At 37.9% G+C, this 12,767-nt stretch carries 14 protein-coding genes; 13 read left to right on the top strand and 1 reads right to left on the bottom strand.

The window, feature by feature from the left end:
* Window positions 1–169 precede the first annotated feature (169 nt).
* The 13 genes from HMPREF0819_RS07725 (at window position 170) to HMPREF0819_RS07665 (ending at window position 11,817) form a co-directional block, all read left to right on the top strand.
* On the top strand, window positions 170–436 hold the full coding sequence (locus HMPREF0819_RS07725) for an ACT domain-containing protein (RefSeq protein WP_003067640.1): 267 nt from the start codon (window positions 170–172) through the stop codon (window positions 434–436).
* A gap of 11 nt (window positions 437–447) precedes the next feature.
* Complete coding sequence (locus tag HMPREF0819_RS07720; protein ID WP_003067638.1) at window positions 448–1,785, top strand: PFL family protein; 1,338 nt, start codon at window positions 448–450, stop codon at window positions 1,783–1,785.
* 197 nt (window positions 1,786–1,982) lie between these two features.
* Complete coding sequence (locus HMPREF0819_RS07715; protein WP_003067636.1) at window positions 1,983–2,687, top strand: histidine phosphatase family protein; 705 nt, start codon at window positions 1,983–1,985, stop codon at window positions 2,685–2,687.
* The gene (locus HMPREF0819_RS07710) at window positions 2,671–3,444 is read left to right on the top strand and encodes a M15 family metallopeptidase (protein WP_003067635.1); all 774 of its coding nucleotides are present in this window, start codon (window positions 2,671–2,673) and stop codon (window positions 3,442–3,444) included. Before HMPREF0819_RS07715 ends, HMPREF0819_RS07710 begins: the two co-directional genes overlap by 17 nt.
* Window positions 3,441–4,031 (top strand): glycoside hydrolase family 73 protein, encoded by a 591-nt coding sequence (locus HMPREF0819_RS07705; protein ID WP_003067633.1) that lies wholly within the window; start codon window positions 3,441–3,443, stop codon window positions 4,029–4,031. Before HMPREF0819_RS07710 ends, HMPREF0819_RS07705 begins: the two co-directional genes overlap by 4 nt.
* 133 nt (window positions 4,032–4,164) lie before the next feature.
* Entirely contained in the window at window positions 4,165–5,199 is a 1,035-nt protein-coding gene (gene hrcA, locus HMPREF0819_RS07700) for a heat-inducible transcriptional repressor HrcA (RefSeq protein ID WP_044023465.1), read from the top strand.
* Between the two features lie 50 nt (window positions 5,200–5,249).
* The gene (gene grpE, locus HMPREF0819_RS07695; RefSeq protein ID WP_003067631.1) at window positions 5,250–5,789 is read left to right on the top strand and encodes a nucleotide exchange factor GrpE; all 540 of its coding nucleotides are present in this window, start codon (window positions 5,250–5,252) and stop codon (window positions 5,787–5,789) included.
* A 78-nt stretch (window positions 5,790–5,867) separates the two neighbouring features.
* Entirely contained in the window at window positions 5,868–7,700 is a 1,833-nt protein-coding gene (dnaK, locus tag HMPREF0819_RS07690; protein ID WP_003067630.1) for a molecular chaperone DnaK, read from the top strand.
* Between the two features lie 315 nt (window positions 7,701–8,015).
* Window positions 8,016–9,155, top strand: coding sequence for a molecular chaperone DnaJ (gene dnaJ / locus HMPREF0819_RS07685; protein ID WP_003067629.1), 1,140 nt, complete (start codon window positions 8,016–8,018; stop codon window positions 9,153–9,155).
* A 122-nt stretch (window positions 9,156–9,277) separates the two neighbouring features.
* Window positions 9,278–10,027: a tRNA pseudouridine(38-40) synthase TruA gene (gene truA, locus HMPREF0819_RS07680; protein WP_003067628.1), complete on the top strand. Its 750-nt coding sequence runs from the start codon at window positions 9,278–9,280 to the stop codon at window positions 10,025–10,027.
* A complete protein-coding gene (locus HMPREF0819_RS07675) occupies window positions 10,017–10,784 on the top strand; it encodes a bifunctional hydroxymethylpyrimidine kinase/phosphomethylpyrimidine kinase (protein WP_003067627.1) in 768 nt (255 codons plus the stop codon). Before truA ends, HMPREF0819_RS07675 begins: the two co-directional genes overlap by 11 nt.
* Window positions 10,771–11,238, top strand: a complete 468-nt coding sequence (locus tag HMPREF0819_RS07670; RefSeq protein ID WP_003067626.1) for an ECF transporter S component — start codon at window positions 10,771–10,773, stop codon at window positions 11,236–11,238. The genes HMPREF0819_RS07675 and HMPREF0819_RS07670 overlap by 14 nt, the downstream gene beginning before the upstream one ends.
* 15 nt (window positions 11,239–11,253) lie before the next feature.
* Window positions 11,254–11,817, top strand: a complete 564-nt coding sequence (locus HMPREF0819_RS07665) for a TIGR01440 family protein (protein WP_003067625.1) — start codon at window positions 11,254–11,256, stop codon at window positions 11,815–11,817.
* A gap of 45 nt (window positions 11,818–11,862) precedes the next feature.
* Here HMPREF0819_RS07665 and HMPREF0819_RS07660 read toward each other — a convergent pair whose 3' ends face one another.
* Window positions 11,863–12,705, bottom strand: a complete 843-nt coding sequence (locus HMPREF0819_RS07660; protein ID WP_044023467.1) for a mechanosensitive ion channel family protein — start codon at window positions 12,703–12,705, stop codon at window positions 11,863–11,865.
* Window positions 12,706–12,767 lie beyond the last annotated feature (62 nt).

Below are 12,767 nucleotides of genomic sequence, written 5' to 3'. Positions count from 1 at the left end.
CGTTTTGTTTCAATTATGGAATTATCATTCGGAATATAAAGTTGAAATATGAAAGATATTCGTAAAAAATCTAAAATAATTCGTTAAAAACGAATTATTTTTCAGATAAAATGGAATTTTTCAGAAAATTGTGGTAAAATTGAACAAATATTAATTTTGGAGGCTTCTCATGAAAGCAATTATTACTGTAGTCGGAAAAGATAAGGCAGGTATTGTAGCGGGCGTTTCAGCTAAAATTGCTGAATTTGGTTTGAACATTGATGATATTTCTCAAACTGTTTTGGATGATTTCTTCACAATGATGGCTGTTGTTTCATCAGACGAAAAACAAGATTTTACAAAACTTCGTTCTGAATTTGAAGCTTATGGTGAAACTCTAAACGTCAAAATTAACATTCAAAGTTCGGCAATTTTTGATGCCATGTACAATATTTAAGGAGGCTACCTGTGGATATTAGACAAGTCACTGAAACGATTGCTATGATTGAAGAGCAAAATTTCGATGTACGTACGATTACTATGGGAATTTCTCTTTTAGATTGTATTGATCCTGACATCAATAAGGCAGCTGATAAGATTTACAGAAAAGTTGTTGAAAAGGCTGGTTCTCTTGTTGAAGTTGGAGATGAAATTGCTGCTGAGTTGGGGATTCCAATTGTTAATAAACGTGTGTCTGTTACTCCTATTTCAATTATTGGTGCTGCAACTGATGCAACGGATTATTTACTTTTGGCACATGCCCTAGATAAAGCTGCTCATGAGATTGGTATTGATTTTATCGGTGGATTTTCTGCCTTGGTTCAAAAAGGCTATCAAAAGGGTGATGAGATTCTGATCAATTCTATTCCTCGTGCTCTTGCTGAAACAGAAAAAGTTTGTTCGTCTGTGAATATTGGTTCAACAAAATCTGGTATCAATATGACTGCGGTTGCTGACATGGGACGTATTATTAAAGAGACAGCTGAATTATCTGATCTTGGTGCAGCAAAATTAGTTGTTTTTGCTAATGCGGTTGAAGATAATCCTTTCATGGCTGGTGCTTTCCATGGTGTTGGTGAAGCTGATGTTGTCATTAACGTTGGTGTTTCTGGTCCTGGTGTTGTTAAACGTGCTCTTAAAAAAGTTCGCGGTGAAAGTTTTGATGTCGTTGCGGAAACAGTTAAGAAAACAGCTTTTAAGATTACACGTATTGGTCAATTGGTTGGTCAAATGGCTAGCGAACGTTTGGGTGTTAAATTTGGTATTGTTGACCTTTCTCTTGCACCTACACCAGCAGTTGGGGACTCTGTTGCACGTGTTCTTGAAGAAATGGGACTTGAAGCAGTAGGTACTCACGGTACGACTGCAGCGCTAGCATTGTTGAATGACCAAGTTAAAAAAGGTGGTATCATGGCTTGTAACCAAGTTGGTGGTCTATCTGGTGCTTTTATTCCTGTTTCTGAAGATGAAGGAATGATTGCTGCTGTTCAAAATGGTTCATTGAATCTTGAAAAATTAGAAGCTATGACAGCTATTTGTTCAGTGGGTTTGGATATGATTGCGATTCCTGAAGACACACCTCATGAAACGATTGCTGCAATGATTGCTGATGAAGCTGCAATTGGTGTGATTAATCAAAAGACAACTGCTGTGCGCATTATTCCAAAAGGTAAGGAAGGCGACATGATTGAATTTGGTGGCCTTCTTGGTGCAGCACCAGTCATGAGTGTTAATCACAATTCTTCTGCTGATTTTATTCACCGTGGTGGTCAAATTCCAGCACCTGTTCACAGTTTTAAAAACTAGTTTAGACAATATTTTGATGATAATAGCCTAGGATAGATTTCAAAGACTATCTTAGGCTTTTTCTTTGGGGAGACTGTATTTTGAGTGAAGGGGTTTCAAGAAAATATGATATAATAAAGTGGCATTAAAGTCTTTAGACTATTTTTATTTTGTTAAAACTGTCTCTATTTGTTTCTGGTTGATTTAGGAGGAAGCTGATGGAAAAAACAAGATTGTATATTGCTCGTCATGGTAAGACTATGTTTAACACAATTGGTCGTGCTCAAGGATGGAGTGATACTCCTTTGACTGATAAAGGTGAACAAGGTATTAAGGAACTTGGTGTTGGCTTGAAAGATGCCGGTTTGGTCTTTAAAGAAGCTTTTTCAAGTGATAGTGGTCGAACTCTGCAGACAATGGAAATCATATTGCGAGAGTGTCATCAAGAAAATATTCCTTACACTCGTGATAAGCGCATCAGAGAGTGGTGTTTTGGTAGTCTTGATGGTGGCTATGATGGTGAATTGTTCAATGGTGTCTTGCCTCGAGTATTTGATAAGGATATGACAAAGCTAACCTATGAAGAATTGGCTGAAGGGATTTATAAGGTAGATACTGCTGGGTGGGCTGAAACTTGGCCTGTTTTGAGTAAGCGTATTTTAGAGGGATTCACAGCAATTGCTAAAAAGATTGAAGCATCAGGAGGTGGTAATGCCATTGTTGTTAGTCATGGGATGACAATCGGAACTTTCTTGTGGTTAATCGATCCAACTACTCCGCGTGGCTTAGGACTAGATAACGGCAGTGTGACAGTTGTTAGCTTTGAAAAGGGAAAATTTACTATTGAGTCTATCGGAGATGTTAGTTACCGTCTTCGTGGTAGACAATTATTAGAAGAAAGAAAAGATGAGAAAAAAGCGTAATTTACCAACCCTAATTGTAGGGTTACTGATTATTGTAATTTTTATTTTTGGAATATTTATTTTTGTCCAAGGCGGCCATTTTTCAATGGAAGGAAAAGTTAAGGACGTTTCGATGAGTCAGACGACTTCAACCAGTGTGTCTTCATCTGAAAAGTCTAAGGTAAAGAATTCGGACTTACCTGATGTTTCAACGAAGGATTGGGAGTTGGTTTTGGTTAATCGTGATAATGTCACTCCAGAAATGAATCCTGATTTGACTCAAATTGATAATATTACTGTAGATTCTCGTATTGCTGATAATGCTCGTAATTTTTTAGCAGCAGCGCAGGCTATTGATGCTAGTGAACATTTAATCTCAGGTTATCGCAGTGTAGCTTACCAAGAGGAGTTATTTAATTCATATGTTTCACAAGAAATGGCAGCTGATTCAAGTTTGACGCAATCGCAAGCTGAAGATCTGGTAAAAACATATTCACAGCCTGCTGGAGCTAGTGAACATCAGACTGGTTTAGCTATGGATATGAGTACTGTAAATTATCTTAATCAAAGTGATGCTGATGTTGTTGAAAAAGTGACAGCAATTGCTCCAGAGTATGGGTTCGTACTTCGTTTTCCAAAAGGAAAAATGGAGTCAACTGGTGTTGATTATGAAGATTGGCATTTCCGCTACGTTGGTAAGGAATCTGCAAAATACATGACTGAAAACAATTTAAGTCTTGAAGAATATATTGCATTGTTGAAGGAGAATAAGCGATGAAATCTCGATTTTCTCTAGTCCAATTTCTGATTTTTCTTGCTGTTTTGGTATTTGGAATTTTTTCACCATTGTATGCTCATCGTGCTATACCGAATGCTGATAAAGTTGAAAAAGTTTCCTATACTCAGAAAGAGTTTTTTGACACAATCGCTCCAAGTGTTCAGGAAGTAGCGAGTGCATACGGTGTTAAATCATCTATAGTGATGGCACAAGCTGCTCTGGAATCTAATTATGGTCGCTATTTATTAGCATCAAAGTATCATAATTTATTTGCAGTTGCTGCTCAGCCAGGAGATAAGATAATCACTCTTAAGTACAGGCATTATTTTGTCAACGAATGGCAGACTGAAATCGGACAATTTGCGGTTTACAAATCATGGGATGATGCGATTTATGATTACTTTGCTCTTTTAAAGGAGGAAAAAATTAGCAATAGCAAAGGAGCTTATGAGCTGATGGTCTCAGATAAAGGGTATAAGAAATTAGCCCAAGCATTGCAAGATATGTCCTTTAGTACTGATCCTGATTATGCGGATAAATTGGTTAAAATCATTGAAGAAAACAACTTAACTTCATACGATAAATAACGAATTAGCACTCTATTTAAAAGAGTGCTAATTTTTTACGCTTTTTCCTTGACACTGTTTTTTAGAGGAGTATAATAGAATTATAAATTAGCAGTCGATGTATATGAGTGCTAAAAATGAAAGGGGCGAGGTTATGATAACACAACGTCAAAGTGATATTTTAAACTTAATTGTTGAATTATTTACGCAGACGCATGAACCTATTGGCTCTAAAACTTTACAAGCGACGATTGATTCAAGTAGTGCAACTATCCGAAATGATATGGCAAAACTTGAAAAACTAGGATTGCTTGAAAAGGCACATACATCAAGTGGGCGTATGCCAAGCGCTGCTGGATTTAAATATTTCGTTGAACATTCATTGACTCTTGATATTATTGATGAACGCGATATTTATCAGGTTGTTAAGGCTTTTGATTTTGAAGCTTTCAAGCTTGATGATATTTTGCAAAAAGCAAGTCAAGTTTTAGCAGATATGACTAGTTATACATCGGTGATTTTGGATGTTGAGCCAGCTCGACAAAAACTGACAGCTTTTGATATTGTTCAATTATCAAGTCATGATGCTTTAGCTGTTATAACTTTAGATGAATCAAAACCAGCAACGATTCAATTTGCTATTCCAAAAAATTTTATGTTGAAGGATTTAGTGACATTGAAGGAAATCGTTGACGAGCGGTTGCTCGGACGCACGGTGATGGATATTCATTATAAGTTACGAACTGAAATTCCTCAGGTTTTGCAAAAGTATTTTACTGTTACAGACAACGTTTTGGATTTGTTTGATTATATTTTTGCAGAATTGTTTAGAGAACTGGTTTTCGTAGCTGGTAAAGTTAACTCACTTGATTATGCTGATTTAGAAACTTATCGTTTTCTAGATAATGACCAGAGAGTTGCAGTAGCTCTTCGTTCTTCTATGAAAGAAAATGAGGTTGCAAATGTTCAGGTCGCAGATAGTCAAGAACCATCCTTAGCAGATGTGACTGTTTTGACACATAAGTTTTTGATTCCTTATCGTGGATTTGGGCTTCTTAGCTTGATTGGTCCGATTGATATGGATTATCGCAGAAGTGTTAGCTTGGTTAATGTTATCGGGCGAGTCTTAGCGATGAAACTTGGTGATTACTACCGTTATCTTAATAGTAATCATTATGAAGTCAACTAAGTTTAGTAATTAATTTAATTTAATTTGATAAAAAGATAGGGAGGGAAACAGTGTCAGAAGAAACTAAAAATGAAGAACTTCAAGAAGAAGTTGAAACCACTGATGTTGTGACTGAAAAAGAAACAAAAGAACAGCCTCAAGAAGAGGCTCAAAACGAAGAATTGCAAAAAGCACTTGAACGTGCTGAAGATTTTGAAAACAAATATCTTCGAGCACATGCTGAAATGCAAAATATTCAACGTCGTGCTAACGAAGAACGTCAACAATTGCAAAAATATCGTTCACAAGATTTAGCAAAAGCTATCTTGCCAAGTTTGGATAATTTGGAACGTGCACTTGCTGTTGAGGGGTTGACTGATGATGTGAAAAAAGGACTTGAAATGACACGTGATAGTTTGATTCGCGCGCTTAACGAAGAAGGCGTTGAAGAAGTTATCGCTGAAAATTTTGACCACAACTTGCACATGGCTGTTCAAACACTTCCTGCAGATAATGAACATCCAGCAGATAGCATTGCACAAGTTCTTCAAAAAGGTTACAAACTTCACGAACGTCTCCTGCGTCCAGCAATGGTCATTGTTTACAACTAATTGGCTTGACCGCAATGTCATTAAACTATAACTGAAAGTAAATAAAGATAAATTCATAATAAAAAAGAGGGATAGAACATGTCTAAAATTATTGGTATTGACTTAGGTACAACAAACTCAGCTGTTGCAGTTCTTGAAGGAACTGAATCAAAAATCATTGCTAACCCAGAAGGTAACCGTACAACTCCATCAGTTGTTTCATTCAAAAATGGTGAAATCATTGTTGGTGATGCTGCAAAACGTCAAGCAGTAACAAACCCAGATACAGTTATCTCTATCAAATCTAAAATGGGTACTTCTGAAAAAGTATCTGCAAACGGTAAAGAATACACTCCACAAGAAATCTCAGCAATGATTCTTCAATACCTTAAAGGTTACGCTGAAGATTACCTTGGTGAAAAAGTAACAAAAGCAGTTATCACAGTTCCTGCATACTTCAACGATGCTCAACGTCAAGCAACTAAAGATGCTGGTAAAATCGCTGGTCTTGAAGTAGAACGTATTGTTAACGAACCAACTGCAGCTGCTCTTGCATATGGTCTTGATAAAACTGATAAAGATGAAAAAATCTTGGTATTCGACCTTGGTGGTGGTACATTCGACGTATCAATCCTTGAACTTGGTGATGGTGTCTTCGACGTACTTGCTACAGCAGGTGATAATAAACTTGGTGGTGACGACTTCGACCAAAAGATTATTGATTGGTTAGTTGCTGAATTCAAGAACGAAAACGGTATTGACCTTAGCCAAGATAAAATGGCTCTTCAACGTTTGAAAGATGCTGCTGAAAAAGCTAAAAAAGATCTTTCAGGTGTTACACAAACACAAATCTCACTTCCATTCATCACTGCAGGAGCTGCTGGACCTCTTCACTTGGAAACAAGCCTTTCACGTGCTAAATTTGATGAATTGACTCGTGACCTTATTGAACGTACTAAAACACCAGTTCGTCAAGCACTTTCAGATGCTGGTCTTTCAATCTCAGAAATTGACGAAGTAATCCTTGTTGGTGGTTCAACTCGTATTCCTGCTGTTGTTGAAGCTGTTAAAGCTGAAACTGGTAAAGAACCAAACAAATCAGTTAACCCTGATGAAGTAGTTGCTATGGGTGCTGCTATCCAAGGTGGTGTTATCACTGGTGATGTTAAAGACGTTGTTCTTCTTGATGTTACTCCATTGTCACTTGGTATCGAAACTATGGGTGGTGTATTTACAAAACTTATTGACCGTAACACTACAATCCCAACTTCTAAATCACAAGTCTTCTCAACAGCTGCTGATAACCAACCAGCTGTAGATATCCACGTTCTTCAAGGTGAACGTCCAATGGCTGCAGATAACAAAACTCTTGGTCGCTTCCAATTGACTGATATCCCAGCTGCACCTCGTGGTATCCCACAAATCGAAGTAACATTTGATATCGATAAAAACGGTATTGTATCTGTTAAAGCTAAAGACCTTGGTACTCAAAAAGAACAACACATTGTTATTCAATCTAACTCAGGTTTGACTGATGAAGAAATTGAAAAAATGATGAAAGACGCAGAAGCTAATGCAGAAGCTGATGCTAAACGTAAAGAAGAAGTTGATCTTCGTAACGAAGTTGACCAAGCAATCTTTGCAACAGAAAAAACAATCAAAGAAACTGAAGGTAAAGGCTTTGATACAGAACGTGATGCTGCTCAATCAGCTCTTGATGAATTGAAAGCAGCTCAAGAAGCTAACAACCTTGAAGATATGAAATCTAAACTTGAAGCTCTTAACGAAAAAGCTCAAGCACTTGCAGTGAAAATGTATGAACAAGCTGCTGCAGCACAGCAAGCAGCACAAGGTGCTGAAGGTGCTCAATCAGCTGACTCATCTAAAAACAATGGTGACGACGTTGTAGACGGTGAATTCACTGAAAAATAATTTAGTCTTCTAGACAAATGACATTGGGTTGAAACTCAAAAGTTGAAAACATAAATCTAAATGCAGAGGTTGCAACCCAGCCTCTGCTTTTGGGTAAATAGACAAAGTCAACGATTAATTTAATAACCTTCTAGATGATGTAGAAAGGAAAAGTGTTCAGAAGTGGACACAGGCTGAAAAGGGCGTAAAATTTATTTTATATATTGGAATACGCCTACGACTCTGTGAAAAAAAGATAAACTTTACCTAGATGCAAGCATCGTCGGACAGTTTCCTATTTTTCTTTGAGTCGCTTAACGGCTTAATATTATAATTATGAACAATACAGAATTTTACGATCGTTTGGGTGTATCTAAAGACGCTTCGCAAGCTGAAATTAAAAAAGCATACCGCAAAATGTCTAAAAAATATCACCCAGATATTAATAAAGAACCTGGTGCGGAAGAACAGTACAAAAAGGTTCAAGAAGCCTATGAAACGCTAGGTGATGAGCAAAAACGTGCAGCTTACGACCAATACGGTCCTGCTGGATCTAACGGTGGCTTTAATGGCGGAGCTGGTGGTTTTGGTGGTTTCGATGGAGCTGGCTTTGGTGGCTTTGAAGATATTTTCTCAAGTTTTTTTGGTGGTGGCGGAGGAATGCGCAATCCTAATGCGCCTCGCCAAGGTGATGACCTTCAATACCGTGTTAACTTGACATTCGAAGAAGCTGTCTTTGGTGTTGAAAAAGAAGTTGCCTACAACCGTGAATCAACATGTTCAACATGTTCAGGTTCAGGTGCGAAACCTGGAACTAGCCCTGTGACATGTAGTCGCTGTCATGGTTCAGGTGTGATTAACGTTGATACACAAACACCACTTGGTATGATGCGTCGCCAAGTAACTTGTGACGTCTGTCATGGTACAGGTAAAGAAATCAAAGAGCCATGTCATACTTGTCACGGAACTGGACACGAAAAGAAAACACACAAAGTGTCTGTTAAAATTCCAGCAGGTGTTGAAACAGGTCAACAAATTCGCTTGCAAGGTCAAGGTGAGGCCGGCTTTAACGGTGGACCGTATGGTGACCTCTTTGTTATCATCAATGTTTTACCAAGTAATAAATTTGAACGTAATGGTTCAACAATTTACTACACAATGAATATCAGCTTTGTTCAAGCAGCTCTTGGTGACACTGTGGAAGTACCAACTGTCCATGGTGATGTTGAAATGACAATTCCAGCTGGAACACAAACTGGTAAGACGTTCCGCCTTAAAGGTAAAGGTGCTCCAAAATTACGTGGTGGCGGTCAAGGTGACCAACACGTTACTGTTAATATTGTGACACCAACAAAACTTAACGATGCACAAGTTGAAGCTCTTAAACAATTTGCGCAAGCAGGTGGCGACAAAGTTGTAAATCCTAAGAAAAAAGGTTTCTTCAACAAAGTTAAAGACGCCTTTGATGGTGAATAATTGAAAACTAAAAAGAGATTGGAATCTATTTTCCGGTCTCTTTTTTTATGGTAAAATCTGTATGGGGACAGATTGTTCGAAATTTTCTGGAAAGTCTCTTAGGAAGGTGATAAAATACTCACATGGTAAGATATAAAGCAACAATTTCATATGATGGTGGGCTTTTTGCTGGTTTTCAGCGTCAGCCGAGTGAACGTTCGGTGCAAGAAGAACTTGAAAAGACGCTGCAGAAGTTAAACAGTGGCACTCCTGTCAAAGTACATGGTGCTGGTCGTACGGATTCTGGTGTTCATGCTTATGGTCAGGTCGTTCATTTTGATTTGCCTCAAGCGCGTGATGTTGAGAAATTGCGTTTTGGCTTGGATACGCAATCTCCAGAAGACATTGACGTGGTGAAGGTTGAATTAGTCAGTGATGACTTTCACTCTCGCTATAATAAACACAGTAAAACTTATGAATTTTTAGTTGATGCTGGTCGTCCTAAGAATCCGATGATGCGCCATTATGCGACGCATTACCCATATCCGTTAGATTTGGCTTTAATGCAGGAAGCTATCAAGGATTTGGTGGGGACACATGATTTTACAGGATTTACAGCTTCAGGAACATCTGTAGAAAATAAAGTTCGCACGATTACACGAGCAACGGTTGACATTGACGAAAAAACTGGTTTCTTTGTCTTTACTTTCAGTGGAAATGGTTTTCTTTATAAACAAGTCCGCAATATGGTTGGGACTTTGCTTAAAATTGGTAATGGTCGTATGCCAGTTAGTCAGATTAAGACGGTTTTGGAGTCTAAAAATCGTGATTTAGCTGGACCTACGGCTGCGGGTAACGGTCTTTATTTGAAGGAGATTATTTATGACGAATAAGTACATTTTGGCAATTTCTGGAAATGATATTTTTAGTGGTGGCGGTTTGTATGCTGACTTGGCCACTTATACGACAAATCATCTGCACGGTTTTTTAGCGGTAACTTGTTTGACAGCAGTGACTGACAAAGGGTTTGAAGTTTTTGCAACAGATAATGACGTTTTTGCGCATCAATTAAATAGCCTCAAGGATGTTCCATTTTCAGGTATCAAGCTTGGACTTTTACCGAATGTGGATGTTGCTGACTTAGCACTTGAATTTGTTAAATCTCATATAGAAATTCCAATTGTACTTGACCCAGTTTTGGTTTGTAAGGAAAAACATGATGTTGAAGTATCAGCTCTGCGTGATGAACTTTTGAAATTTTTCCCATATGCTACAATCATCACACCTAACTTGGTAGAAGCAGAGCTATTAGCACAAACGTCAATTAAAACTTTAGATGATATGAAAGCTGCAGCTAAGCGTTTGTATGATTTGGGTGCAAAAAATGTGGTCATCAAAGGTGGAAATCGTTTAAGTAAAGAAAAAGCTATCGATATATTTTATGATGGTAGTGAGTTTTCAGTCTTTGAAAATGACATTCTTGACACAAATAATATTGGTGCTGGTTGTACCTTGGCATCAAGTATTGCAAGTCAGCTAGTACTTGGAAAATCACCTAAAGAAGCAGTTGCTGAATCAAAAGAGTTTGTTTTTCAAGCGATTCGTCACTCAGACCAATATGGAGTAAAACAAAATTATGAGCAGGACTAAGACATATCATTTAACCCTAATGGCTGTTTTGACTGCCTTGAGTGTTGTTTTGGCGTTTATTCATGTCCCAACGCCGACGGGTTATTTGACCCTGTTAGATGTTGGTATTTATTTTACGGCTTATTATTTAGGTTCAAAATCTGGAACGGTTGTTGGTGGCTTATCTGGCTTTCTCATCGACCTGTTGTTAGGTTATCCACAATACATGTTTCACAGTTTAATTGCTCATGGAGCGCAAGGGTATTTTGCAGGATGGACTGCAAAAAAACGCATTCTAGGGCTTATTCTGGCTAGTATTTTGATGGTTGGCTGGTATTTTTTAGCGGCTCTTCTTTTAGGTTATGGTCTAGGAGGAGCTCTGGCTGGTATTCCTGGAAATCTTTTGCAAAATCTTTTTGGAATGTTAGTTGGTTACTTCGTTTATCTGGCTTATCAACGTTTTGAAAATAAATAGGTACGGAGGTTTAGTATGGATTTAAAGGCTTTAGCGAATCAAACACGAGTGATTGTCGTTGATATTATTGAACGATCTGCCATTAAAAAAGGACAAATTTTTGTCCTTGGATTATCATCTAGTGAAGTGGCTGGAGGTTTGATTGGAAAAAATAGCAGCGCTGAAATCGGTGAAGTGATTGTAAAAACACTTGTTGAAGAATTGACTGAGCGTGGCATTTATTTGGCAGTTCAAGGGTGTGAGCACCTGAATCGTGCCTTGACAGTAGAACGTGAACTGGCTGAGAAAAAGGATTTAGAAATCGTTAATGTCATTCCAAATCTGCACGCTGGAGGAAGTGGTCAAGTTGCTGCTTTTAAATTCATGCAAGATCCTGTAGAAGTAGAAGAAATTGTGGCACAAGCTGGTCTTGATATTGGTGATACATTTATTGGAATGCATGTTAAGCGCGTGCAAGTGCCATTAATTCCGGTACAGCGCGAGTTAGGTGGTGCGCATGTCACAGCTTTAGCTAGCCGACCAAAATTAATTGGTGGTGCGCGTGCGACTTACACCGCTGATCCAATTCGTAAATTTTAAAAATAAAAGGTTGAAGTGTTAAACTTCAACCTTTTTCTTGTCTTGTTATTTTGAAAGTGTTGGGTTAGCGTACATGGTTGGTAGAGAGATATCGTTTTCCAAAAGTGCCTCTTGATAAAGACGATAAAAATTAGAATAGATATAGTTTTGTTTACCATTTTGTACGAAAATATCAACGCGGAAAACTAACTGAGCAGTGCTATTTGTACGTGGGCCGAGGATTGTCGGACTACCAACGATTTCAGGGAAATCAGGTAACTGCTCTTTATTGATGGTTTTAATGATATTTGATACTTTCTCCAAGTCTGTGTGAGCATAGATTGGGATATCAATCTGAACTCGCATATCGCCGCGTGATTTGTTAGAAACAACGGTGATGTTGCGGTTAGGAATAAAATGTAATGTCCCATCAAAACCGCGGATTTGCGTTGTGCGAATACCAACGCTTGAAATATTTCCTTCGACAGAACCGATAACAACTGAATCCCCAACTTCAAATTGATTTTCAAGCAAGATGAAGAAACCATTAACAACATCAGTTAAGAAACCTTGTGCGCCAAGACCAAGGGCAACCCCAGCAAGTCCAGCCCCAGCAAGTAGACTAGAGACAGGTACACCAAGAATGCTTAGCATCCAATAAATAAAGAAGAAATAAAGGGTGTAATTCATGATGTTGTGAAGCAATTTGACAATGGTTTTTTTGCGAGCTTCAGTCTGTCGTGAAAATGAAATTGATTTTGCAATAGCGTGTGTGAAAATGAAATTTAACACGCGTTTTGCGATTAAAAATACGATAAGAAGAAGGAGAAGTGATACGATTTTTGAGATGATATCAACTGCAATTTCTTCTACCTGCAGACGTTCGATATATTTTGAAATAATGTTCATACCCATAGTTTATTAAAAAAATACACGTCAAGCAAGTCTTTATTGATTTGTTTTTTGAAACA

The sequence above is a fragment of the Streptococcus equinus ATCC 9812 genome, assembly GCF_000187265.1.
Lineage (GTDB): Bacteria > Bacillota > Bacilli > Lactobacillales > Streptococcaceae > Streptococcus > Streptococcus equinus.
This window is presented reverse-complemented; position numbering and strand designations above follow the sequence as displayed.

Excerpts from the sequence above, each read along its gene's own strand:
- HMPREF0819_RS07725 (WP_003067640.1), top strand. The coding sequence starts at position 170 with ATGAAAGCAATTATTACTGTAGTCGGAAAAGATAAGGCAGGTATTGTA.
- HMPREF0819_RS07715 (WP_003067636.1), top strand. The coding sequence starts at position 1,983 with ATGGAAAAAACAAGATTGTATATTGCTCGTCATGGTAAGACTATGTTT.
- HMPREF0819_RS07710 (WP_003067635.1), top strand. The coding sequence starts at position 2,671 with ATGAGAAAAAAGCGTAATTTACCAACCCTAATTGTAGGGTTACTGATT.
- HMPREF0819_RS07705 (WP_003067633.1), top strand. The coding sequence starts at position 3,441 with ATGAAATCTCGATTTTCTCTAGTCCAATTTCTGATTTTTCTTGCTGTT.
- hrcA (WP_044023465.1), top strand. The coding sequence starts at position 4,165 with ATGATAACACAACGTCAAAGTGATATTTTAAACTTAATTGTTGAATTA.
- dnaK (WP_003067630.1), top strand. The coding sequence starts at position 5,868 with ATGTCTAAAATTATTGGTATTGACTTAGGTACAACAAACTCAGCTGTT.
- dnaJ (WP_003067629.1), top strand. The coding sequence starts at position 8,016 with ATGAACAATACAGAATTTTACGATCGTTTGGGTGTATCTAAAGACGCT.
- truA (WP_003067628.1), top strand. The coding sequence starts at position 9,278 with ATGGTAAGATATAAAGCAACAATTTCATATGATGGTGGGCTTTTTGCT.
- HMPREF0819_RS07675 (WP_003067627.1), top strand. The coding sequence starts at position 10,017 with ATGACGAATAAGTACATTTTGGCAATTTCTGGAAATGATATTTTTAGT.
- HMPREF0819_RS07670 (WP_003067626.1), top strand. The coding sequence starts at position 10,771 with ATGAGCAGGACTAAGACATATCATTTAACCCTAATGGCTGTTTTGACT.
- HMPREF0819_RS07665 (WP_003067625.1), top strand. The coding sequence starts at position 11,254 with ATGGATTTAAAGGCTTTAGCGAATCAAACACGAGTGATTGTCGTTGAT.
- HMPREF0819_RS07660 (WP_044023467.1), bottom strand. The coding sequence starts at position 12,705 with ATGAACATTATTTCAAAATATATCGAACGTCTGCAGGTAGAAGAAATT.